Annotated in this window: 25 protein-coding genes; 9 read left to right on the forward strand and 16 right to left on the reverse strand. The window is 53.0% G+C overall.

Going from position 1 to position 21777, the window contains the following annotated elements; translation table 11 throughout:
• Window positions 1-26 precede the first annotated feature (26 nt).
• The 4 genes from AAGA79_RS13995 to ilvC all read right to left on the reverse strand — a co-directional run bounded on the left by AAGA79_RS13995 (window position 27) and on the right by ilvC (window position 3056).
• A complete protein-coding gene (locus AAGA79_RS13995; RefSeq protein ID WP_411826432.1) occupies window positions 27-494 on the reverse strand; it encodes an ExbD/TolR family protein in 468 nt (155 codons plus the stop codon).
• A 24-nt stretch (window positions 495-518) separates the two neighbouring features.
• Window positions 519-1004, reverse strand: coding sequence for an ExbD/TolR family protein (locus AAGA79_RS14000; protein ID WP_411826433.1), 486 nt, complete (start codon window positions 1002-1004; stop codon window positions 519-521).
• Window positions 1005-1091: 87 nt separating this feature from the next.
• Window positions 1092-1874, reverse strand: coding sequence for a MotA/TolQ/ExbB proton channel family protein (locus AAGA79_RS14005; RefSeq protein WP_411826434.1), 783 nt, complete (start codon window positions 1872-1874; stop codon window positions 1092-1094).
• Between the two features lie 135 nt (window positions 1875-2009).
• A complete protein-coding gene (gene ilvC, locus AAGA79_RS14010; RefSeq protein WP_411826435.1) occupies window positions 2010-3056 on the reverse strand; it encodes a ketol-acid reductoisomerase in 1047 nt (348 codons plus the stop codon).
• Window positions 3057-3214: 158 nt separating this feature from the next.
• Here ilvC and AAGA79_RS14015 point away from each other — a divergent pair, with 158 nt between their 5' ends.
• On the forward strand, window positions 3215-3679 hold the full coding sequence (locus tag AAGA79_RS14015; RefSeq protein WP_411826436.1) for a transcription elongation factor GreAB: 465 nt from the start codon (window positions 3215-3217) through the stop codon (window positions 3677-3679).
• Here AAGA79_RS14015 and AAGA79_RS14020 read toward each other — a convergent pair.
• From AAGA79_RS14020 to AAGA79_RS14035, 4 genes are all read right to left on the reverse strand, one after another.
• A complete protein-coding gene (locus AAGA79_RS14020; protein ID WP_411826437.1) occupies window positions 3672-4625 on the reverse strand; it encodes an ROK family protein in 954 nt (317 codons plus the stop codon). The genes AAGA79_RS14015 and AAGA79_RS14020 overlap by 8 nt on opposite strands.
• A gap of 35 nt (window positions 4626-4660) precedes the next feature.
• Window positions 4661-5398, reverse strand: coding sequence for a type III pantothenate kinase (locus AAGA79_RS14025; protein ID WP_411826438.1), 738 nt, complete (start codon window positions 5396-5398; stop codon window positions 4661-4663).
• Window positions 5383-5853 (reverse strand): hypothetical protein, encoded by a 471-nt coding sequence (locus AAGA79_RS14030; RefSeq protein ID WP_411826439.1) that lies wholly within the window; start codon window positions 5851-5853, stop codon window positions 5383-5385. Before AAGA79_RS14030 ends, AAGA79_RS14025 begins: the two co-directional genes overlap by 16 nt.
• Before the next feature lie 95 nt (window positions 5854-5948).
• Window positions 5949-7391, reverse strand: coding sequence for an ammonium transporter (locus tag AAGA79_RS14035; RefSeq protein ID WP_411826440.1), 1443 nt, complete (start codon window positions 7389-7391; stop codon window positions 5949-5951).
• Window positions 7392-7775: 384 nt separating this feature from the next.
• On the opposite strand from AAGA79_RS14035, the gene AAGA79_RS14040 reads away from it, so the two are divergent.
• The 5 genes from AAGA79_RS14040 to AAGA79_RS14060 all read left to right on the forward strand — a co-directional run bounded on the left by AAGA79_RS14040 (window position 7776) and on the right by AAGA79_RS14060 (window position 11834).
• A complete protein-coding gene (locus AAGA79_RS14040; RefSeq protein WP_411826441.1) occupies window positions 7776-8489 on the forward strand; it encodes a hypothetical protein in 714 nt (237 codons plus the stop codon).
• 182 nt (window positions 8490-8671) lie between these two features.
• Window positions 8672-9415 carry a 3-oxoacyl-[acyl-carrier-protein] reductase gene (fabG, locus tag AAGA79_RS14045; RefSeq protein WP_411826442.1) on the forward strand — a complete coding sequence of 248 codons (744 nt, stop codon included), beginning with the start codon at window positions 8672-8674 and terminating at the stop codon, window positions 9413-9415.
• Window positions 9416-9440: 25 nt separating this feature from the next.
• The gene (locus AAGA79_RS14050; RefSeq protein WP_411826443.1) at window positions 9441-9926 is read left to right on the forward strand and encodes a SixA phosphatase family protein; all 486 of its coding nucleotides are present in this window, start codon (window positions 9441-9443) and stop codon (window positions 9924-9926) included.
• Between the two features lie 45 nt (window positions 9927-9971).
• A complete protein-coding gene (gene aroC, locus AAGA79_RS14055) occupies window positions 9972-11060 on the forward strand; it encodes a chorismate synthase (protein WP_411826444.1) in 1089 nt (362 codons plus the stop codon).
• 3 nt (window positions 11061-11063) lie between these two features.
• Window positions 11064-11834, forward strand: a complete 771-nt coding sequence (locus AAGA79_RS14060; protein WP_411826445.1) for a hypothetical protein — start codon at window positions 11064-11066, stop codon at window positions 11832-11834.
• Window positions 11835-11895: 61 nt separating this feature from the next.
• On the opposite strand, the gene cdaA is transcribed toward AAGA79_RS14060, so the two are convergent.
• Window positions 11896-12762 (reverse strand): diadenylate cyclase CdaA, encoded by an 867-nt coding sequence (cdaA, locus tag AAGA79_RS14065; protein WP_411826446.1) that lies wholly within the window; start codon window positions 12760-12762, stop codon window positions 11896-11898.
• Window positions 12763-12879: 117 nt separating this feature from the next.
• Here cdaA and sufT point away from each other — a divergent pair, with 117 nt between their 5' ends.
• Window positions 12880-13425, forward strand: a complete 546-nt coding sequence (gene sufT / locus AAGA79_RS14070; protein WP_411826447.1) for a putative Fe-S cluster assembly protein SufT — start codon at window positions 12880-12882, stop codon at window positions 13423-13425.
• A gap of 10 nt (window positions 13426-13435) precedes the next feature.
• Here the strand turns inward: sufT and AAGA79_RS14075 are convergent, their stop codons facing one another.
• From AAGA79_RS14075 to AAGA79_RS14085, 3 genes are all read right to left on the reverse strand, one after another.
• Window positions 13436-13921 carry a low molecular weight protein arginine phosphatase gene (locus AAGA79_RS14075; RefSeq protein ID WP_411826448.1) on the reverse strand — a complete coding sequence of 162 codons (486 nt, stop codon included), beginning with the start codon at window positions 13919-13921 and terminating at the stop codon, window positions 13436-13438.
• A gap of 92 nt (window positions 13922-14013) precedes the next feature.
• Window positions 14014-15501, reverse strand: a complete 1488-nt coding sequence (locus AAGA79_RS14080) for an SUMF1/EgtB/PvdO family nonheme iron enzyme (protein WP_411826449.1) — start codon at window positions 15499-15501, stop codon at window positions 14014-14016.
• Window positions 15502-15524: 23 nt separating this feature from the next.
• Window positions 15525-16577, reverse strand: a complete 1053-nt coding sequence (locus AAGA79_RS14085; RefSeq protein ID WP_411826450.1) for a tetratricopeptide repeat protein — start codon at window positions 16575-16577, stop codon at window positions 15525-15527.
• An 80-nt stretch (window positions 16578-16657) separates the two neighbouring features.
• Between AAGA79_RS14085 and AAGA79_RS14090 the strand changes: the two genes are divergently transcribed.
• Together AAGA79_RS14090 and AAGA79_RS14095 are read left to right on the forward strand one after the other, a co-directional pair.
• Window positions 16658-18019, forward strand: a complete 1362-nt coding sequence (locus AAGA79_RS14090) for an SLC13 family permease (protein ID WP_411826451.1) — start codon at window positions 16658-16660, stop codon at window positions 18017-18019.
• Window positions 18020-18158: 139 nt separating this feature from the next.
• Window positions 18159-18407 (forward strand): PEP-CTERM sorting domain-containing protein, encoded by a 249-nt coding sequence (locus AAGA79_RS14095; protein WP_411826452.1) that lies wholly within the window; start codon window positions 18159-18161, stop codon window positions 18405-18407.
• Between the two features lie 69 nt (window positions 18408-18476).
• On the opposite strand, the gene AAGA79_RS14100 is transcribed toward AAGA79_RS14095, so the two are convergent.
• From AAGA79_RS14100 to AAGA79_RS14115, 4 genes are all read right to left on the reverse strand, one after another.
• Window positions 18477-19508, reverse strand: coding sequence for a 3'-5' exoribonuclease YhaM family protein (locus tag AAGA79_RS14100; protein WP_411826453.1), 1032 nt, complete (start codon window positions 19506-19508; stop codon window positions 18477-18479).
• Window positions 19509-19539: 31 nt separating this feature from the next.
• Window positions 19540-20412, reverse strand: a complete 873-nt coding sequence (locus tag AAGA79_RS14105) for an MYG1 family protein (protein ID WP_411826454.1) — start codon at window positions 20410-20412, stop codon at window positions 19540-19542.
• Between the two features lie 157 nt (window positions 20413-20569).
• On the reverse strand, window positions 20570-21247 hold the full coding sequence (locus AAGA79_RS14110) for a L,D-transpeptidase (protein WP_411826455.1): 678 nt from the start codon (window positions 21245-21247) through the stop codon (window positions 20570-20572).
• An 80-nt stretch (window positions 21248-21327) separates the two neighbouring features.
• The gene (locus AAGA79_RS14115) at window positions 21328-21768 is read right to left on the reverse strand and encodes a hypothetical protein (RefSeq protein ID WP_411826456.1); all 441 of its coding nucleotides are present in this window, start codon (window positions 21766-21768) and stop codon (window positions 21328-21330) included.
• Between the last annotated feature and the right edge of the window lie 9 nt (window positions 21769-21777).

A 21777-nucleotide genomic window follows, 5' to 3' on the forward strand; every position in this document is an offset into this window, starting at 1 on the left:
GTGACAACGGTTCGTTGAGCCGCTGTTCACTCAATAAGATCGGTGAACGTCACCGATGTGATCCCAACACCTGCGAGCGCATTCAATACATCGATCACGCGCTGTTGATTTGCGCCCTCATCGACAAAGATCTGGACGAGAGGATCATTGCCAGCGCTCAGGGCAGCAGCAGAGTACAGCTCAAGCTGACTGGAAAGAAGTGGAACATCCCGGACAGAAATATCCGTATCAAGTGGCTGCTGGGAAGTTCCGGTATTGGCAAAAATCGCCCCCGAGGCATCGACACGAATGAACATCGGTTCGATTTTCGGCTGCACACTATCAGTGGAGGGACTGCTGCTGGGCAGAGCCATTCCAAGATCGGTTTCACGTGGCTTGATGGTGGATGTTACAAGGAAATAGATCAGTAGCAGGAAGCAAACATCAATGAGTGATGAGATATCCAAATCCGGATCCGGTTCCGGCTCGCTGTTGAGTTTTTTGTGACGGGACATACTGAGTTTTTTCGCTGGGTGAAATTATCTGGAAGGAAGACCTTTGCTGGTCTGGTAGACTGCGAAGACAACCTGATCCACACCCGCGGCTGCAGCTGCGCGAATAGCGGCGCGAGAATGCTTGAAGACTGCATCCTGGTCCCCCCGAAGGTGGAGCTTGGGAGTGATCCCAAGGGCATCGATTTTTTCTTTCTCGGCTTTTACCAAGTCGAAGATATCCGATTCATCAGCTAGAATGGTGTTGAAGTCCTCGGCTGTATACCTTGCCTCATCACCGCCATGCGCGTCGGAGCGCACGTTGATGACAATTCTACCCCTACCATCTTCCTGGGCCTTCGAATTCGAAGCGATTGGCGGCGCAACCTCCGGGTCAGTTTGCACGATGATTGCAGTTGCGTTCACGATGAAGAAGATCAGAAGCAGGAAGACCATGTCGATCATTGGCGACATATCGACCTTAGCTTCATCTTCAGCAGCGGTGCTTGCTTGCCGGAGTTTGGAAGATGCCATTGGAGATAGAAAGTTTTTGGGATTTTTATCGAAGTAAACGAGCCAGGAAGCACCTTTTATCAAAGAGCTTCCAACAGCCGGGAAAACTTACTCGGCGATTCCTTCAGGAATTTTCGCGTAGAGTGTGTCTGCATTTACTGTTGCAACAGCCGCATTCAGAAGCTCTTCGGCAGTATGAACGGACTCCGCAACAAGTGCGTTATACTTATTCTTAAGAACGAAGAAGACCACGATACATGGAATCGCGTTGATCAGGCCCCAGAGCGTAGTAAGAAGAGCCACGGAGATATCACCCGCAAGTTGGGATGGGTCAGCGGCTCCTGCTGTACGGAGAGTAGCGAAGGCGTTGACCATACCGATAACGGTACCCGTAAGACCAAGCATCGGTGAAGCTTGGGCGATGAGGGAGATGTAGTTGATCCACTGCATATTCTTGCGGGATTCGTTATTGGTGAAATCAGCAATTGCGTCTTCCACTTGATCACGGCCGAGTGTCTCCGGCTGTGTCGCATCAATATTCGGGAAAGCGTATGCTACGAGACGACCGAGATAAGATGGATGGGAAGCGGCAAGTTCGATGGCTGAACGCACACGGCATGCGGTCATGTGCTCCATGAGCGCTGCCTGCAGATCGGACGGGCAATACTTCGCCTTGGAGAGGTTCATGAAGTTGTAAACAGCCAGCGCAATGAATGCGACCACAGCCGCACCGATAAAGAGCATGGTCGGACCACCATCAAGCACCCAACGATTTAAAAGAGTAGCCTCCTTTGCTGCATCTTGCGCGAAAATCTGGGGGGTAGCCAAAAGTGTGGCAACAACTGTGGCGGCGGCTGTGAAGCCTTTACGAGAAACGAGTTTTTGGGTCATGTGATTATCTATGTGTCGCTGAACTTGGGAGCATTGTCAGATTTTGCAAGATCTCAGCAAGATTCTTTTTATAAAACAACGAAAAAAGGCCCGTTCACCTCTCGGAGAACGGGCCTTCTGGAAAAGTAATTTAGATTACTTAGATGAGGATACGTAGCTAGCCTGGCTAGCGCCTTCCTTCATTTTGACTTGTTTGATCCAGCTCATGGTTGAGCGGAGCTTTTCGCCAACTTCTTCGATCGGATGGGCAGCTTCAGCTTTGCGGATCGCATTGAAGTTTTTGTTACCACCTTCGTATTCCTTGGTCCACTCCTCGGCGAATTTGCCGTCTTCGATCGCCTTGAGTTGATCAACCATGCGCTGCTTAACGGAAGCATCGATGATTTTCGGACCAACGGTAACGTCACCGTATTCGGCAGTTTCGGAGATGGAGAAACGCATTCCAGCGATGCCGGACTCATTCATGAGGTCAACAATGAGCTTAAGCTCGTGAAGGCACTCGAAATACGCCATTTCCGGCTGGTATCCAGCTTCAACAAGAACTTCGAAGCCTGCTTTCACGAGTGCGGAAGCACCACCACAGAGAACTACCTGCTCACCGAAGAGATCGGTAACAGTTTCTTCGCGGAAATTAGTTTCGAACACACCTGCACGTGTGCAGCCTACTCCACGTGCCCATGCAAGAGCTGTTTCCTGCGCATTGCCGGATACATCCTGGTGAATCGCGATGAGACCCGGAACACCTTTGCCGTCAACGAACTGCGAACGCACAGTGTGACCAGGGCCTTTCGGTGCGACGAGGATCACGTCGATATCATCAGGAACTTCGATGGTTTTGAAGTGAACCGCGAAACCGTGGGAGAAAAGAAGTGTTTTGTCCTTGGTGAGGTGAGGAGCGATGTCCTCGTTGTAAACAGCAGGAATAACAGTATCCGGAGTCGCGACGAAGATAACGTCCGCAGCCTTCACCGCTTCAGCTGTGTCCATGACTTCAAAACCGAGCTTTTCAGCAACTTCACGGGATTTTGATGTTTTGTAGAGGCCGATGATGACCTTAAGACCGCTGTCCTTCAAGTTCAGCGCGTGGGCGTGGCCCTGCGAGCCAAAGCCGATCACGGCGAGGGTCTTATCTTTGAGCGAAGTAAGATTCGCGTCCTTGTTTGTATAAATCTTCGCAGCCATACCTTAATCGATTTCTTAATCAGTTTATTGCCGTGCGCGTGCCACCGAGGCACCGACGGGGCGGACAAATTGCATAGCCCCCTACCCACGGTCAAGCCTCCTCTTACCGCAATGTGTTGCAACGGCGGGCAAACTCTCGATATTTTCCATTCGTAAATATGAAAGCCGATCTTTTGGAAATCATCCGTTCAGAACTCAGAGGCCAGCTCGACCGGCTCGCGAGGGCAGCAAGTGCCGCCCACGCAGCAGCAACGGACCCGGGCTCAAAAGCAGAGAGTAAATACGACACCCGCAGTCTTGAAGAATCCTACCTTGCAACCGGCCAAGCCCGCCAAGTAAGGGAGCTCGCAGCAAACCTGCAAGCCTTTGACAACATCAAGCCCAGAGCCTTTGATAACGACGATGAGATAGATGCCGGCGCCTTGGTGGAAACCAAACGCAAAGGGCAACGGAAAGCCGCCTATTTTTTCCTAGCTCCTGCAGCGGGGGGACTTGAAGTAATGCTCGGAAAAAAGGAGATCACCTTGCTCAGCCCGGAGAGTCCACTTTACCAAAATCTCTTGGGGAAATTCACAGGAGACACCCTGGAGATGCCGCCACTCACCATTTCCGGAATCAGGTAAGATTAACAAAACCAGCTTCGTCCAATGCGAGTGCGGCAGCACCTATTGTCCCCGCTTCATGACCGAAGGCCGCAGGAAGGATCGCCAATTCATCCCGAAATGGCCCTGAAAGCTGGGAAAGCAGATGCTCTCGGAACGGATCGAACAACAGATTCCCCGCCCGCGCCACACCACCACCTATCACCAGCGCCTCCGGATTCAGTAACCAGCAGGCATTCATCATCGCAGTCGCAAGCATGCGCCCCACCAGATTCCAGTGCTCTATTGCTATGGTGTCCCCGTGTTTCGCAGCTATAGCGAGCGCAGCGGGAGTACAATCCTCCAGATCCTTGAAAACTCCCGCCGCTTTGTATGTCCGTAGAGCATCCCGTGAAATCTCTTGATTCCCGATGTAGTCTTCCAACGCCCCAAGATTCCCGTAATGCCCCCGCCTACCCTGGTAGTCGATCGATGTTTGGCCAATTTCGCCTGCGCCGAATTTCGCCCCACGGATCATTTTACCATCAGCGATGACCCCTCCGCCCACACCGGTCCCGAGCGCCACGCAGATTACGTGCTCGTAGGACTTCGCCGCTCCCAATTTGTATTCCGCGAAGGCCATACAGTTCGCATCGTTATCCAGGGTTACAGGCAGCCCCGTGATAGATTGGAATATTTCTTTCAGCGGGATTTCAATCCAACCCCGGACGTTGGTAAGATTCGTGACCACTCCCCTTTTGAAATCCACAAACCCCGGAAGGCCTATGCCGATCGCCGCGATTCCTTCATGCCGGGAGCGCAAATCTTCAACCGCTCGCGCCATCACCTGTATCAGCTGATCGGGCCCCTCGAAATCCTGGGTCGCTATTGGTGGAGCGAGATCAATAATCTCCGCACCACGCACCACACCTGCTTTTACACTGGTGCCTCCAAAATCGATTCCTATCGCCAGTGTATTCTCGCTCATCGCGGCCAGCTTCTACCCGCATATGCTTGAAATTCCTATTCAAAAACCCTCGCAGCGAGAAGTCGTAGACCTTCGATCGTCAGATCAGGATCAATCACATCGATCTCCTCCATCCCAGCTCCGGTAAACTCCGCGCCCCCGCCGGTCGCCACCACCTTCACCTCACCTCCAATTTCGGCAATCAGCTCACGTAAAATCTCCCGGACCATCCCCCGTTGCCCCACTACCGCACCAGACTTCATCGCATCCACAGTCGTCTTGCCAATTACCGAATCAAGCATCCCGGCTTCGATTTTGGGCAACTGTGCGGTTTTACAATTCATGTAACCAGTCATCGCTTCCATACCCGGAGCAATGACCCCTCCGCAGAAATTTCCACCATTTGAAAGCAAACTGAAGGTAACTGCTGTCCCAAAATCGACCGCAATTCCTGGAGCTCCATAAAGTGCCTTCATCGCTAGAACATTCGAAAGCCTGTCATTTCCTATTTGCTCGGGCTTTTCCAAGTCGAAACCATAGCCTAGCGGGCTTCGATAAGTGAGTTCATGGACTGGAAAGCGCTTATTGAAAGAGTCCACAATGACCCTACCCTTTTCCGGCACTACCGAAGCTATTACCACTCCTGAAAAATCCAGTCCGCTGACTAGTTGCTCCATTGACCCGTGAGTGATCTCTCCGGTGATCAAGACCTCCTTCCAATCGAGAAGTCCCCTCTCGTCGCCCAACCTCAGCTTGGTCCGGCTGTTTGAGTTATCAATCAGAAGCCAAGCCATGATTTGGACCAGTTTTCCGATTTAAATACCGCCTCACCATGCTTATCAAGATCCGGTAGCCCACTGCCAGCCTTCACAACAAGCACTCCATCGTTTATTTTCAGGGAAAGCGCCTGCTCCAGGTCTTCCTTCTCAAGCCAGAATTTATACCAGATCTCGGTAAAGCCATCTGCGGGCGTTCCGGCAAATGTCGTATCGGCAGCCCGGTGCTCTTTGCCGTCAGCCGTCACAAGACGCACGGGCTTCCTTAAGTCATGCTCAAGTTCACCGACTTTTTCAGTGTATAGTTCCACCCAGAAAAAGGACTCGTCCTGCCTGACCTTGGCCGAGACAATCTTGAACCCGGTCTTCGGATCAGGACTACGGGAATAGTCAGCAGACAACACCATGGCCGCTCCCAACGTCACCGCCACGAGCACCATCGCAAGAATTAACCGAACCATCTGACGTCTCATAGTGCACATAGGTAGCTGATCACACATCTACGGCAAACGAAAACGGGCGAACTGTTACCAGCTCGCCCGTTTAGTGAAATTTGATTTCTTAGAATTTAGTCTGTGTAAGCCGGAGCACCGTGCTCGGCAACATCGAGACCTTCTTCTTCTTCCTGAGCATCAACACGCACACCCATGACTACTTTCAGAAGCATGAAGAGAGCAAACGAGGTGATGAAGGCGAAAGCGGAGATTGAAAGAGTTCCGATCAACTGAGCCATGAATGAGATAGGCTCACCAGCAAGTTCCTCTTTACCGAAAATCCCTACTGCGAGCGTTCCCCAGATACCGCATACACCGTGAACGGAGACAGCACCTACAGGATCGTCGATTTTGAGTTTATCGAAGAAGAGAACGGAGAGAACTACAAGTCCACCTGCAACAGCGCCTACGATAACAGCACCGTAAGGTGTGATTGCACCGGCACCGGCTGTGATACCCACCAAACCAGCGAGCATACCGTTGAGACCCATTGAAAGGTCAGGCTTCTTGAGAGTGATCCATGACATTGCGATAGCTGCGATTCCGCCGCTGAAGCCAGCCATTGCTGTAGTTACGAACACTCGGGAAACACCCTGTGGATCAGCACTCAGAACGGATCCACCGTTGAAACCGAACCAACCGAGGAAGAGAAGGAACACACCAATTGCCGCAAGCGGAAGGCTGTGTGGAAGGATCGGCTTTACACCATCCTTGGAGTATTTGCCGCGGCGTGGGCCGAGAACGATCACAGCAGCGAGGGCTGCGAAGCCACCGAATGCGTGGACGAGGGATGAACCAGCGAAGTCAATGAATTGGCCAGTTGTATCGGCAGCTTCACCACCGAAGCTATTGAGCCAGCCGCCGCCCCACTCCCATGAACCGGTGATTGGGTAGAGGAATGTTACGAGGATCGCAGCATAGATCATGAAAGATCCAAGTTTCACACGCTCAGCAACTGCACCAGATACGATCGTTGCAGCAGTAGCAGCAAACATTGCCTGGAAGATGAAGTCCGCCCAGTAAGTGTAGTCAGCGTATTCACCTGTCATATTGGCTGCAATATCAGCACCACTGAAGGAATTGGCGATTGGAGAACCAATGGCAAAAAATCCGTTGAAATCGCCGGGATACATCCCATTGAATCCGTAGAACATATACCCAAGAGCACCGATACACACGATGAACACATTCTTGAAGAGGATGTTTACAGTATTTTTCTTTTGGCAAAGACCAGACTCAACAGTGGAGAAGCCTAGGTGCATGATGAACACAAGAGCTGCTGAGATGAGAATCCACAGGTTATTTACTGTGAACATGGCGGCGTCCGGACCAGCCATGAAAGCTTCATAGGAACCTTCTTCAGGTGCCTCGTCGGCAACTTCGTCGGCTACTACTACTACTTCTTCGGTTGGGGCCTCCTCCTGACCAAATGTGGTCATTGGAGCGAGTGGAACTGCGAAGCAAGCTACTGCCGCAAGAGCAAGAGCTCGCAATGTCATTGGATGTCGTCTGGTCATATTGTTCGGGGTTAGTCGGATGTTTCAACTTAAAGCCCCGGAAAAATATCCCTCCGGGAGCAGTGAAGAGCGGAAAAGCAAACGGCGTGCCAAGCTTTATAGCGCCCAGCCCATAGACCCGGATTCCACGTATAATATACGTTATTATGTCGAAAACTTCAGAAAAAATGTCTTGAACGGTATGAGCCATCTTTCTACATCTCCGCTGTGCGGATGAGCTCGCGTAATCATTTTGGCTCTGGACAAACAGTTTGGATACGTTAAGTAATCGGACGACTTTGGACAGTGCTCACCAGAAAACGCTGAACTTAGCCGCCAAACATCCTTTTCTGTGACTAACGGATCAGTCAGGGACGTACCAGCAACCGAAACAACAACAACACTATGCAAAACTACTGCAAAACAATTGGCGCCTTGGCCGCTGCCTCCGCCCTCGCGGCTGGCAACGCCTCGGCTGAAGTCGAATTCGAACTCCACACAGGTTACTCCACAGAGTATATCTTCCGTGGTCTCGATCTTGGCGACGATCTCACTGAAGTCGGCATCGACGCAGCTTACAACACTGGCGCACTCACAACGAGCGCAGGTGTATGGGCAGCTTTCTTTGGCGACACAGGCACCGGCAACCAAATCGACAGCGAAGTCGATCTTTACACAGAAGCAGCATATGACTTCGGCTACCTCACAGGTGCTGTAGGTTACATCTACTACTACAACCTCGGCCGCCTAGGTGCAGACGCACAAGAAGTTTACTTCTCCGTTTCCAAAGAGCTTTACGGCTTTGAAACATCCCTCACATACTTCTGGGATGTTGCTGGTTCCGGCATCGAAAACGACGGCTACATGGAAGCATACGCTGGCTATGGATATGAGCTTAACAGCTGCCTCACTTTGAACAACGGTCTCACTTTCGGCTTCCTTGCTGAACAAGGTGAATTCTCCCACGTTCAATTCAGAACTTCCCTTGACTGGGCATTCAGCGAGAACGCAACACTTGCTCCATACGTTCAATACTCACGTCAACTTACTGACGAAGCTGCTTACAACAGCTCCAAGGACGAGCTCATCGCGGGCACTATCCTTGCTGTTAGCTTCTAATTTGTAGTTTATACGAATTATTACTTTAAGGGCGGTTGCTTCGGCAGCCGCCCTTTTTCTTTGTTGCCGAATCCACAGGAAATTTCAGGAAAACTTTCGGAGAAATCCTCGACCACCTCCAAAGAATTAGCAACCATCCCACATCGAACGGATAAAACCGTCACCTCACTTAGAAACATTTCATGACATTTCAGGACAAGATCGTAGTCGTCACCGGAGCTGGCAGAGGCATCGGCCAGGAAATCGCGCGCAGCTTCGCCGCCCAAGGCGCAAAAGTAGCTCTTATCAGCCGCAGTGAATCCAGCTGCGGTAGCGCAGCGGAAGACATCAATAAATCCTACCCTGGATCCTGCACAGCCTATCCTGTGGACATTGCTGACCACGGAGCAGTACAGGAAATCGCCAAACGCATCACCGAAGAAGTCGGCGCTCCAAATATCCTGGTCAACAATGCAGGCGTCACCAGGGACGGCCTTCTCATGAGAATGAAGGAAGACGACTGGGACACAGTACTCGATACAAACCTCAAGGGTGCATTCAACACAGTGAAAGCATTCATGCGTCCCCTTATGAAAAGCGAAGACGCGCGCATCATCAACATCGCCTCCGTTATCGGCATAATCGGAAACGCAGGTCAGAGCAATTATTCCGCAAGCAAGGCAGGCCTTATCGGCTTCACGAAGGCCATCGCCCGTGAACTCGCCGGACGCGCGGTCACCTGTAATGCCATCGCACCAGGCTTCGTCACCACAGACATGACAGATGAACTTTCTGATGCAGTTAAGGAAGCGGTTATCGGGAAAATCCCTCTCGCGTCCTTTGGCACCACGAAGGACATCGCCGATGCTGTCACATTCCTGGCTAGCCCATCCGCGCGCTACATCACCGGGCAAGTGCTGGCAGTGGACGGCGGCATGACGATGTAGGCGAATACCTTAACTCCGAAAATAAATGGAACTGCTCCTTCTCCGGCACGGGAAAGCGGAAGACCACGGCCTTGTCGGCCGGTCTGACTTTAGCCGCACACTTCTTGAGAAGGGGCTTTTTCAGGCGCAGCACGTTGCCCGCATGCTCGTCGCCTCCGAATTTTTACCGGATATCGTTCTCACCAGCCCCGTAGTACGGGCGAAGCAAACCGCTGAAGCCTTTACATCATTTTCACACCTTCCCGGCCCGGTCTCACAGGACTGGCTGAGCTGCGGAATGTCACCTGAAACCGCCCTGAAAGAGCTCTCTGCCTTCTCCGATTTCAAACGGGTTATGATCGTCGGGCACGAGCCCGATTTTTCCCAGCTTATCCAATACACCCTCGGCGCATCTAATGGCTATGTCGAGGTGAAGAAAGGCTCCCTAGCCTGCATCGAAATCAATCCGCCCTCACCCCGCGCCAATCTCCGCTTTCTACTTCCGCATAAACTTGCGAAACATATCGATTAGCCCCGCTTATTCGACAAAGTCTCCAGAGACAGTAATCTAAATTCTATGTCATCCACATTCGGCCATATCTTCCGCATCCACACCTACGGCGAATCCCACGGCGGAGGAGTAGGCGTCATCATTGATGGCTGCCCTCCCAAAATTCCAGTCTCCCTGGAGCAGATACAGAAACAACTCGACCGCCGTCGCCCGGGTCAATCTGAGATTGTAACCCCTCGCAAGGAAGCCGATACAGCTGAGGTCCTCTCCGGAGTGCACGAAGGCAGGACCCTAGGCACACCAATCTGTATTTCCGTAAAGAACGAAGACCAACGCCCATCCGCCTATACCGATATGGCGGCGAAGTACCGCCCCTCACATGCGGACTACACCTACGATGCCAAGTACGGCATCCGCGCTCCATCCGGAGGTGGCCGCGCATCCGCCCGCGAAACAATCGGGCGCGTTGCAGCTGCGGCGGTTGGCAAACAAGTTTTGGATACCATTGCTCCCGGCATCGAAATCCTAGCATGGGTGAGCACAGTTCAACACATTCATGCGAACGTAGACCCCACCACGGTCACTTCCGAACAAATCGAATCGAACATCGTCCGGACCGGAGACCCGGAAGCGGCACAGATGATGATCGACCATATCAAACGTATCCGCTCCGAAGGAAACTCCGTCGGCGGAATAATCGAATGCGTCATCCGCAACTGCCCTGCGGGCCTCGGCGAGCCCATCTTCGATAAACTGGAGGCGGCTCTCGCGGCAGCCATGCTTTCCATCCCGGCCACAAAAGGCTTCGAGATCGGATCCGGCTTCACCGGCACACTACTCACAGGGAAGGAGCACAACGATCCATTTGTCATGCGTGATGGAAAAATCCGCACAACCACCAACCACTCTGGAGGCATTCAGGGCGGGATCACCAATGGTGAAGACATCTTCTTCAGGGTCGCCTTCAAGCCAACGGCAACCATTATCTCCACACAGGAAACCGTCACAGAGTATGGTGAACCGACCCTCCTGCAGGGAAAAGGTCGCCACGATGCCTGCGTTCTACCCCGCGCGGTCCCCATCGTTGAAGCAATGGCGACCCTCGTGCTGACAGATCATCTTCTCAGGCAGAGGGCAATCCAGCCGCGCGCTTAATCCATGGACGTGATTCCGGAAATCTCTCTCGGCACTGCCGCATTGGTAATTTTCGGATTCTGCGCCGGATATATGCTGCTGCGCGGCGTGGCCCGGACGTTTATCAATACCGCATTTTTGCTCGTCAGCGCATGGGTCGGCTTTCGCATCTGGCAGCAAGCACCCTCGCTGTCACTGGAATGGATCGGCAAACCGTCGCAAGTCATTGAAATAGGTCTCCCTATCGCGGCAGCTCTTTTCACTCTCATTCTCCTCAGGAAGCTACTGAAATCTCTATTCCGCAGCCCCCTTGAGACCAATTCCGAGGATAATGGCTCCGAGAGATCTACTCCCCTGCTTCTCCGTCTAATTTTCACACTCATACCAGCCGCATTTATCTGCATTACTGCAGCCACCTTTCTCCACCATGCGAGCGCCGTGGCAGAATTGAAAAATTCAACGGAACCCAGCAATAGCTCCCAAGAGAAACTCGCGGAAAGAATCAAAAATTCCATCTCTGTGGCCATCCCGGAATCCTGGATGGATAAATTAGATCCACTGACCACGCAGCCCCGGCTTCAGCTAGCGAAACTTATCGCCTCAGAACTGAACACCCCCCTGGAGCCAATCATCGACCCCGAAACCGGGAAGCCTTATCCCCGTGCAATCATTGTCGATGATCCGGAACTTACAGCCTTGGCGAACGAAGGAAGATTCAGCGCACTCCTACGCCACCCGCTCCTGACCGAGGCCTTGAAGGACCCCACTGTCCGCAAATCGCTCGGACTCAATTAGATGCTACTGCTCAAGCACCGGAATTGCCCGTGGCGGCACACCATCGGCATCCCCGTCCCTGTCACCGGCTGATATCCTCAGATGGGTTTTTATCAGAAACCATATTCCGCCCGCTAGCAGCAGGCACATCAGTTTCGCTATCCAGTTCTTCGATATTCTCAGTTTCATTTGCAGATGGGCTGGAGAAGAAAATCTCGGAAATTTTCTCCCTAAATTGTACTTCGGTCAGATTTCTTTGGAGCTCGCCGTTCTCGCAGATCGAGATGCTACCCGTCTCCTCGCTAACCACAACAGCGATCGCATCCGTGCGCTCGGTCAAGCCAATCGCCGCTCGATGCCTCAATCCGGTCGAGCGATCCCGCATTTCCTTTTCCGTCACAGGAAATACGCACGCAGCTCCCGCCACCCGATCATCCGCGATAATCATACCACCGTCATGAAGAGGCGATTTAGGGAAGAATACGCTCATCGCCAGTTCCGGCGTAAACTCAGCATCCAGGATAACCCCGGTCTCCAGCTGCTCCTTCAGTGTAATATCCCGCTGGATGGCGAATAACGCCCCAATTCGTTTTCTCGAGAGAACCACCACCGAATCCGCCAAGCGCTCAACTAGAGCCAGCCTACGCTTACTGGAGAAAGAGAAAAACTGACTGCTACCAACCCGCGCCAGACCATTCCTGAGCTCCGGCTGGAAGATAACCAGCAATGCGAACGCAATAACCGCAGCTGAACGGGTAATCAGCCACCCGATTACCTCAAACTGGAAAATTTGCGTAACCAGCGCCAAACCTACCAGAATCAGGCCCAACCCGATCAGGATCTGGGCCCCACGGGTCGCACGGAAAGCCCGATAAAGCTGATAGATACAGAACGCCAGAACCAATATTTCGAACCCGTCCCGCCAATGATCCTGAATAAATTGCCACATACTGTCTGGAGGATCTTAGTTAGGGCCCTACCTCATGTCACTTTTTTTCAAAAATGATCACGTAAAACTAGCTGAATGCGTCTTGCCGCCCTGCCAAACCTGTCGTTTAGTCCTCCCATGCACGACGAAATCAAACTAACCCGCGAAGTGGATGCCGTTCAAATTCCCAGCGGTGATGCATTGACCATCCCGGCCGGCACCGCAGTTTTCATTACACAGCGCCTCGGTGGCACTTATACGGTCGCCACCTCACAGGGTCTGGCACGTATCTCTTCACAAGACGCGGACGCTCTGGGCGTGGATCCTGAGGAGGAAAAGAAAAAGCAGGCGGACGCAGTGCGCCTTAAGGATGCCCCACTCGAAGAACAGGTTTGGAGCCAGCTCAAAGGCGTTTACGATCCGGAAATCCCGGTCGACATCGTCAACCTCGGTCTTGTCTACGACTGCATCATCGAGCAATCCGGTGACAAGAAAGTAGTTCAGGTCAAGATGACCCTCACCGCGCCAGGCTGTGGCATGGGCCCTGTCATCGCAGCAGATGCCCAGGCGAAAATCATGACCATCGATGAAATCGATGAGGCCAACGTCGAACTGGTATGGGATCCCGCCTGGAACCAGGACATGATCACTGAAGAGGGAAAAATGAAACTCGGCATGATCTAGCCGTGATCATTTAAGGCTCTCTCGGCGTTGTTTGATCGATATACGAAACAATCGCCGGGATCGCCATTTCCAGCACCTTTGCCACATCCTCGTAGGCACCCCGCCCCATTCCGATCGGATCAGGTACATCAGCGCCAAGCCCTTGGCCCGGAATGTCCACGAACTCGCAGGCCAGGTAGTATTTGTCTGAAAACTCAGGAAAAAGATCCTCCAAAACCGCCATATGACCGCGGGTCATGGTGAATACATGGGTGGCTTCCTCCAGAAGAGTTTCCGCCACAGGGCTGCTCTTAAAGCCCTCAATGGATGCATTGCGCTTCTCTACAATTTCAGCCGTCTCGCGGCTGCATGAGCAATTCTTGGAAGCCGCCACACCGGCGGATCTTACGGAATAATCATTCCGTCCCTCCACGGCTTTCCGAAATAGCGCCTCAGCCATAGGACTGCGGCATGTATTTCCCGTGCATATAAAAAGAACCCGTTTGGTGGCTGTCATAACGTCGCCGGAGAATGCTACCTGCCGCCGTTGGAGTCAAAACGAAAGGCAGATATCAGGGAACGATCAGTAGACGCTCCTCAGGAGGCATTTTACTCAGCCTCCCGGCATATCCTGAATCCCAGATCGGGGCGGCGCATTGAACGGTCATTTACCCATCCCCTGGTATTCGCGCCTTCGGCAGGCTGAAGATAAGACCCGCCAGCTATTACCCACAGGGACTCACCCAGAGGATTTGAAGGATTTGGGCGTGGCTCGCTGGTCCACTCGGCTACAGATCCGGCAAGACCCAACAGCCCGTCCGTTGTCCGGTCCAGGTCATTTTCGGAAACCGGCAGCCAATCGCTGACCGGAATCTTCGATGGAGCTTTGGTCTTGGCCAGCAACGCGGCCATCCACTGTTCGAGGTTGGGAAGAAAACCTTTTTTCCATTTCGCATACGCGTATGCATCCCACCAGTCCACCCCGACCACAGGAGAGTCGATGGTTACCTCATGCTCACCCCAAATACCCTTTTTCTGCGCTGTTTCATACAGCATTTTCCAGTCATCCGGCTTGTGGCCAGCCTTGACCGTAGGCTGCTCTCCGTGATCGTAAATAGTCCGGTTCTCCTCCTCGACAATCTCGAGCGCCTCCAGGAATTGAGCATACTCACCTATCGTGACCTCCGTTGAGGAAATTTCAAACGGTCCAGTCCTGAAGCGTAAACCACCTTCGGAAATGAACAGCCCACCTTCCACTGCCACCCAGCTGGCTTCCCTCACTCCCGCCACTTGCTCCTTCTTTCCTTTGGAAGTCAGGAAAAAAGCCAGTAGCGCTAGAAACAGAACCGCTCCTCCCGCGAAGAGAATATTGTTTCTCTTTCCCTTCATTGGCCGGATGGCCGCCGTAGGAGGCGCCTCCATTCCCGATGGCTCGGTAAGCTGTTGCTCGATCTGCTCACAGTAATCCCTGATTTCATTCCACTCCAGAGGCTTGGGAACACCCTCTCCACGCATCCATGAGAGCAAAGTAAGGCAGCGGGTCCCACCGGGACGGTTCAGCTTTAGCATAGGCTCCAGCTCACTTCCCAATTTCAGAATATCCCTGAGCGAGTGATCCGGGATTCGGCCGCCGGCAACAGCGAGATTCTTGATCCGCACCACTCCCTGATCGTCCACGAACACAGAACCGGAATCAAACGAGGAAGTCCCCGTCCCATGGGCCTCGTGATACTCGTTCGCCTCAGCGATGCATCTGAGAATGTGGACGAAATTCGGAGGATCAAAGGTCTCGCCCTCCTCCAGACGTTTTTCGAGAGTCTTTCCGGGTAACAGTTCCTCTGTATAGAAGCACAGCTCACCTTCCGTGAATGCCTCGTAGATCGAGCCAACCAAAGGATGCTCCACCGCTGCCTTCGCGCGCACATCCGCCAGAAAGTAAGCACGCTCGCCTGCTGCACTTTCCTTCAGCTCCTCCAGCAGAACCATCCTTCCTACGGAAACCTGCTCCGCCGCCCACGTACGTGTGGTCGTGCCTTCTCCAAGCAACTCCTTTGCCCGGTAGTCACCGAACCGGTTATCATCAATCACATCTGTCATACTTGGGTTTACGGGCGATTATTTCACTCCGGCAGAAGAGGATTCAGCAGAGGAATATCAGGGTCGAAATTAGGAGGTAGAATATCCTGATCGAGAAACTCAGGAAAATCATTCCCCTGTGGAATTTCCGGCGCTGCCTGGCCAATCCGGGCGGCCAGATCCCGCGGCCAGGCCTGGACGTCAAGCACCTCCCCCTTGTAGGTAAGGGTCACAACCTGCCCGTAATATTCCAGCTCCCCGAAAAGGTGCGCCGTCTGTGCATCGCGCTGTGGAATCTGGTAGGTCATCCGCAGACTCTCCTCACCTCCCGCCCAGTCAAATGGAAGTGAAGCCCATTGCGGAATCGCCCAGGATTGATCCTCCAGCTGGATGATTTTCCCCTTGTTGGTCTTATTGAAAAACATCACCTCCACTTCGATTTCCTGGGAATCAACATCTTCTCCCGGAGCCTTCTCCACCGGCACCGTCAAGATCACACGCTGCCCGCCTTCGGCTTCGTTGTCCTTGAAAATCCTCACCCGTCCCAGCGCCACTTTGCCAAGCATATCCGTCGGCATTTCGAACCCATCCCTGAGCTTTGTCGCCGCGGCTTCATACAGCCCGCCGGCACCCCCCACTCCCAACTGGAAAACCTGCTCATAATACCGCGATGCCTCGCCGAAAACACCCATCATTTCATGAACCATCCCGAGTTCGAACAATACCGTCGGATCTTCCGGAGACTCCTCCATAGCCTCCTCCAGCTTCACGATCGCCAGCCCCATATCCCCTGCAATTCGCGCCTTCCTCCCTTCCTTGAAAAGTCGCTCAGAAAGTGGATCAGCTATCTGCGGCAATTCCACCTTATCAGGCTCCGGCACCGGCGGTAATACCGGCGGCACATGCTTCGCGGGCTCCGGTGGAGCTGGCACTTTGATGGTGATCGGCACTATTTTCTCCACTTCACGCTCCACAATCCTTACCTGATTACTCTCCTCCAACCTCACAGCCAATGCCATCCCGGCAATCAACAGCTGGGAAAAACCCATGAGCCCGAGGCCACTGAGTGCTATGACAAATAACTGATTCCCCTTCATCGTTCCGTCACACTGAATAGACTTCCCCTATTCGTCAAATTTCATGTTCCCGCCTGCAAAACTTGTTTTCAATATCGGGAATGAAAACCGCACTCAGCGTCGCCTTTTTTCTGGCCATCCTGTTTCTCCTCCCCCTGTCTCAGGATAATCCCTCCCTGGAATCACTCGATGCGGAGTCAGTCCGGCTCGGTCTGGCATTCTTTGCCTGCATAGCCTGCTTGTGGATGAGCGAAGCCCTCCCGCTCGCCATCACCGCATTGCTCGTTCCTGTACTAGGCACTGCTCTCGGCCTTACCAATCTTCAGGATTCCCTCAAATCATTTGCCCACCCTCTCATCTTTTTGTTTCTGGGTGGCTTCGCCCTCGCCTCAGCACTCTCCGCACAAGGACTGGACCGCTGGTTGGCCGGCAAACTAAGCGCTCTGGGAAAAGGTAAATTTCTCCCCGTCTCCCTCCTTCTATTTTTGGGCACCGCACTCCTCTCCATGTGGATGAGCAATACCGCCACCGCAGCCATGATGATCCCTTTGGCTCTTGGGATTCTTGGAAATTTCCAGGACAACAAAAACGAACAGAATTCACGCTTCCTGCTACTGGGCCTCGCCTACTCAGCCAGCATCGGAGGCCTTGGTACCATCGTCGGCAGCCCACCGAACGGGATCGCCGCAAAGCAGCTGGACATCACCTTCGCCCAATGGATGGCCTTCGGAATCCCCACAGTGGCCATACTCCTCCCTACCATGGCCGCTGTTCTATATTTCCTACTAAAACCGACCAATACATCAGCCTCAGCCGGCAATCAGGGTGAAATGGTGGCTCAATTCCAGTTTACGAAATCCCGCATCGTTACTCTCTCCATTTTCGCCCTCACCGCACTCTCATGGATGTTCAGCAAACCACTTGGCGATGCACTTTCAGTGAAGGATATGGACACTTGGATAGCGATCTCAGCCATCATCCTTCTAGCCGTCACAAAGGTCGTCACATGGAAACAGATCGAATCCAGCACAGAATGGGGAGTGCTCCTACTTTTTGGCGGAGGTCTCGCGCTCAGCTCCATTCTACAAACCAGTGGAACCAGCCTCTTCATGGCACGTATTTTGGGGGAAACTGTGATCCATTGGCCTCTCCTGGGAATCATTGCCGGAGTAGTCGCCTTCGTGATCTTCCTGACAGAGCTCTCCAGTAACACCGCCACAGCCGCTCTTCTGGTTCCGATATTTTACACCATGGCCACTGAATTCCAGCTGGCTCCTGCCCAGCTCATCCTTCCACTTGCGCTAGCATCCTCCTGCGCCTTCATGCTTCCCGTCGGCACACCTCCCAACGCCATCGTCTTCGCCACAGGTCGTATTCCGCAAAAATCAATGATCAGATCAGGAATCGTCCTCAATCTGCTGTTCGTAGCCCTCATTGCAGCCCTTTCACTGGTCCTATTCTAGTCCTAGACATCCCGTAGCCACGCTAAATATCGTCTTGACGCCAAGAGTTCAAAAGATGCAAACTGTTGTTCCTGCACTCCAGTTGAGATAGTCATATCTCATTGGTCTACAGTCCCCAGAACCCCCTCTTCCACGAAACATGGAACCAAAAATCCTCGATTCAAACGAATCAACAACTGCCAAGCTGGACATTACCGCAGCTAGGCATTCGGAAGTTCTTGTTTTGAAAAAAGCAGGAGGGGAAAGCGAACTCAACCCCGTGCAGCTCGTAAAATCCAGCACTGAAGTCGCAACTGAAACCGGCACTCTGGCAGCTATTCCGGAGCCATCCTCCGCCCTCCTACTGGGCCTATGCGGTGCCGCACTGATCTTGTTCCGCAGGAAATAGTCTCCAGCCAATCACTTTGTTCATTGCACACGCCTCGGGGAGACCCGGGGCGTTCCTGTATTCCGCCGCCTACTCCCCGGCGGAGAACTCACCCAAGGGCTCTACCAAATTTGCCGCCAGCGGAAACACACGTTCATAAATCCCCTTCGCCACCTCATTCGCCTGCGGATAGGCATCCCTCAGCATCTCCATCTTCGCATCCAGATTATCTATGTAATGCAACGCATAAGCCTCCGGAGTTTTCGGTAAAACCGGGGAACCGAACTCCAACTGACCGTGGTGACTGCCAATCAGATGCAACAGATGCAGCCGCACATCCTCCGTCGATGGCTTACTATTGGTGAAGTCACCAAAATCACCCGCCTCCATCAAATCGTTCCAAAGCTTGTTCACCAGCTCGATTCCCAGCGGAATATGACCAAGCATCTCACCGTAGCGCGAGTGAATCTGCCCGAAACCATCCTCCGGATAACTGTTCTCCCACAGCTTCCCGCAATCGTGGAATAACACACCCGCCACCATCAGATCCCGGTTCAATTCCGGATAAATTCCACAGATTGCCACCGAGGAGCGCATCATCTGCGCCACGTGCTCCACCAGCCCTCCCCGTCTCGCGTGGTGATTCTTCTTGGCCGCCGCAGTCCGCCTGAAGCGGTCTCCCATCTCCTCGAAAAAATATTCAGCCAGCCTCCGCAGACGCGGATCAACCATCGCCGCGCACATTTCGGAGATATCCTGAAAATCCTTTTCCTGCTTCTTCCTCAACACCGGATCTCCTGCCAGAAAATCAGCAATCGCCGCATCGTCCAACCGGGCCCAGCTCACACCATTTCCGTTCACCCCATACTGATTCTGCGTCCACTCACCCTCCAGCCTCACGATCGCGTTCAACGGAAGATTTTCCGCCTCGGTATGTAGCGGGGTATCAGACCACACCTTCAGATTCAATGAACCAGTGGCATCGGCGAAAACCAAGTCAAAGTAAGGCTTACCGCCCTTCGTCGTCTTCACCGCCCTTGCCTGCAGTTGCGCGGAGACAGAGGCAATCAAAGGCACTTCACCAGCCTGCTCTTTCAGGCTGGAAATTGAAATCAAACTCATACCCCGAAAATGTCAGACCCGCCTACCGCACTCAAGATGCAACGCGGCTTTTTACAAGAAGCTCACCAATCCTGCCCAAATCCGTAGCCGAAGTCTTCGCCACAAATCCACGCACATGCGCGAAGTGAACATCTCCCTCATCGGTGATCCTCGTGAAATCCAATCCCAAATTATCGTTGAAACGCGAAAGCGCGAACCCGTTCCCCCTTCTATCAGGATAAACCATCCCGATTACAGACTGCTCCTCCGGCAATCCTGCCGCATACCTGGCCAAGCCAGCCGAGGCATCATCGGAAATATTCTCCGCCCTAGGTAAAAACAGAATCCGGAAATTTCCCGCCTCATGATTCATTTCCCAGATCTCACTCGTCTTGGAAATCTCATTTAGCTTCTCACGCAGAGAACGTAAATACCCGATCAGATCACTACCGACCCACTTCATCACCTCCCACATTGGCTCCCCCTGCCTGATCTCGCTCATTCCCGCGAAACGGCGGAGCAAAGTCAGATCCACCGTCGAGTTCAGCTTCGCCAATAACTCCCTTTCCACGCCCAGCCATGCAGCAGTTTCCATCGGCCCACGGGTATCGAACCACTCCGCCACCTCCAGCCAGTCGCAATATTGTCGCGCATCCTCATACAGCCCCATATCCATCAGGACCAGGCTCAGCGAACACGTAGGAGGATGATCTTTCGGGAACTGATGGTGGTCAAAATTTCCTCTCTCCGCATCGTGCTCACCACCCACATCCACTACCGCCAAATTCGGATCATCCAGATCCGCCTGGTTTGGTTCGCGCCTCTGGATCGGGGCCTCATGCCCCGCAATCAATAGACAGCAGGCCAGAAACTCATCTTTGTGAGAGCTTCCCGGATGCGTCAAAATTCCTGTAAATTTCCTCATAACTAATCCACAGACAAGGGCCCCTATCTCCCTCCGATGCAAGAGGAATCCCGATTTTCAACAATTAACCGAGCCTCCTCCGTCCTTATGCCGGAAATATTTAGTCCACCCGGACAAAAAGTCCGGTAATCGCTAAAATAATCCTACTTTTAGAAAATTAGTCGAACTCCGGAGTTATGTGACGGCTGAAATAACCATCTCCGAAATACATTTCCTCCGGGTAGTCAGCCAAAGGCCCCGCATCCGGTGGAAGTGCCATATTCGCCCACTTTTCGTCCTCATCCTGATGATAGGAGATGCTCACCGGAGTCCCTTCGGAAACGAGTTTGAAAAATTTCGGAGCCAAATTCTCGTGCATCCGGATGCAGCCGTTCGTGCAGGGCGTGTGCTTCACCCAGCCCGTGTGAAAGCCGAATTCCGGCTTGAACTCACACCAATATGGCATGGGTGTCCCCTTGAACTTCCAGCCGCCCGGCTTGCCCGACCGCGTAGTTTGCTTCACCGATTTCCCGTCAGATGCATACCCGTGGATATCCTCGCGATGCTTTTCATCCTTTTTGTAGATGGTGAAGTCCCCAACCGGAGTAGGGCTAATCGATTCTCCCACCGTCACAGGCATCGCCAGCAGCATCTCACCACCCTCCATCACATAAACCCGCTGCTTGCTAAGAGAAACCTTCACCTGCACCGCACCCGGGTCCTTTGCCAACTTAGCGGGACGGTCATACGCCTGATAAGCCGTTATCCCGCCGCCGGCCTTGTTCATCGAGCAGGAAGAAAAAACCAGCGAGCAAAACACACCGGCAATGCCCAAAAGAAATGATCTTGTTTTCATAAATTCAGAAACGAAGGCGAGCATGTAGGCAAAAGAAGGGAATTCAAGCCCCCTGCCACATCAAAAACGCCGGTCCTGTCCTACTGGGTTTGCTCCCACGCATCCACCCGCTCATTTTGGAACCAAACGGAAGCAGTCCTTTCCGGGACATAAGAAACCGTCGGCCCAAGCCCGAAGCCCACGCCAGTGTAATCATAACGTCCGTAGTAACCGGAACGATAACCGCCGTAGAAATTATTCGTCACAACAGGTCTGGTCCCGATGTAGTCCCAGCGCTCGATTTTTTTCCCGTCCTTCAAGCCCTCCGCCCGCCCCTCCGGGCTTCCCCACGCAAGCGAAACCGCCTCCTTGGACATTCCCTCGGAGATGCGCCCTTGCTCCACCAGATCCTTCTCCTTTTCGCTCAATCTCTCGAACGCCGAGGGCCTCTCAGCGATACGGGACGCTGGTGTTGATGGCACACAGGATGTGAAACCAGCAGCCAGAACTGCTACAAGTGGGAGAAAAAACAACTTCTGCATGGTGTAAAC

This window comes from Luteolibacter sp. AS25 (genome assembly GCF_046736275.1).
In the GTDB taxonomy this organism is placed as follows: domain Bacteria; phylum Verrucomicrobiota; class Verrucomicrobiia; order Verrucomicrobiales; family Akkermansiaceae; genus Luteolibacter.

Coding starts and splice junctions, on each gene's coding strand:
- AAGA79_RS13995 (WP_411826432.1), bottom strand. CDS start 494: ATGTCCCGTCACAAAAAACTCAACAGCGAGCCGGAACCGGATCCGGAT.
- AAGA79_RS14000 (WP_411826433.1), bottom strand. CDS start 1,004: ATGGCATCTTCCAAACTCCGGCAAGCAAGCACCGCTGCTGAAGATGAA.
- AAGA79_RS14005 (WP_411826434.1), bottom strand. CDS start 1,874: ATGACCCAAAAACTCGTTTCTCGTAAAGGCTTCACAGCCGCCGCCACA.
- ilvC (WP_411826435.1), bottom strand. CDS start 3,056: ATGGCTGCGAAGATTTATACAAACAAGGACGCGAATCTTACTTCGCTC.
- AAGA79_RS14015 (WP_411826436.1), top strand. CDS start 3,215: ATGAAAGCCGATCTTTTGGAAATCATCCGTTCAGAACTCAGAGGCCAG.
- AAGA79_RS14020 (WP_411826437.1), bottom strand. CDS start 4,625: ATGAGCGAGAATACACTGGCGATAGGAATCGATTTTGGAGGCACCAGT.
- AAGA79_RS14025 (WP_411826438.1), bottom strand. CDS start 5,398: ATGGCTTGGCTTCTGATTGATAACTCAAACAGCCGGACCAAGCTGAGG.
- AAGA79_RS14030 (WP_411826439.1), bottom strand. CDS start 5,853: ATGAGACGTCAGATGGTTCGGTTAATTCTTGCGATGGTGCTCGTGGCG.
- AAGA79_RS14035 (WP_411826440.1), bottom strand. CDS start 7,391: ATGACCAGACGACATCCAATGACATTGCGAGCTCTTGCTCTTGCGGCA.
- AAGA79_RS14040 (WP_411826441.1), top strand. CDS start 7,776: ATGCAAAACTACTGCAAAACAATTGGCGCCTTGGCCGCTGCCTCCGCC.
- fabG (WP_411826442.1), top strand. CDS start 8,672: ATGACATTTCAGGACAAGATCGTAGTCGTCACCGGAGCTGGCAGAGGC.
- AAGA79_RS14050 (WP_411826443.1), top strand. CDS start 9,441: ATGGAACTGCTCCTTCTCCGGCACGGGAAAGCGGAAGACCACGGCCTT.
- aroC (WP_411826444.1), top strand. CDS start 9,972: ATGTCATCCACATTCGGCCATATCTTCCGCATCCACACCTACGGCGAA.
- AAGA79_RS14060 (WP_411826445.1), top strand. CDS start 11,064: ATGGACGTGATTCCGGAAATCTCTCTCGGCACTGCCGCATTGGTAATT.
- cdaA (WP_411826446.1), bottom strand. CDS start 12,762: ATGTGGCAATTTATTCAGGATCATTGGCGGGACGGGTTCGAAATATTG.
- sufT (WP_411826447.1), top strand. CDS start 12,880: ATGCACGACGAAATCAAACTAACCCGCGAAGTGGATGCCGTTCAAATT.
- AAGA79_RS14075 (WP_411826448.1), bottom strand. CDS start 13,921: ATGACAGCCACCAAACGGGTTCTTTTTATATGCACGGGAAATACATGC.
- AAGA79_RS14080 (WP_411826449.1), bottom strand. CDS start 15,501: ATGACAGATGTGATTGATGATAACCGGTTCGGTGACTACCGGGCAAAG.
- AAGA79_RS14085 (WP_411826450.1), bottom strand. CDS start 16,577: ATGAAGGGGAATCAGTTATTTGTCATAGCACTCAGTGGCCTCGGGCTC.
- AAGA79_RS14090 (WP_411826451.1), top strand. CDS start 16,658: ATGAAAACCGCACTCAGCGTCGCCTTTTTTCTGGCCATCCTGTTTCTC.
- AAGA79_RS14095 (WP_411826452.1), top strand. CDS start 18,159: ATGGAACCAAAAATCCTCGATTCAAACGAATCAACAACTGCCAAGCTG.
- AAGA79_RS14100 (WP_411826453.1), bottom strand. CDS start 19,508: ATGAGTTTGATTTCAATTTCCAGCCTGAAAGAGCAGGCTGGTGAAGTG.
- AAGA79_RS14105 (WP_411826454.1), bottom strand. CDS start 20,412: ATGAGGAAATTTACAGGAATTTTGACGCATCCGGGAAGCTCTCACAAA.
- AAGA79_RS14110 (WP_411826455.1), bottom strand. CDS start 21,247: ATGAAAACAAGATCATTTCTTTTGGGCATTGCCGGTGTGTTTTGCTCG.
- AAGA79_RS14115 (WP_411826456.1), bottom strand. CDS start 21,768: ATGCAGAAGTTGTTTTTTCTCCCACTTGTAGCAGTTCTGGCTGCTGGT.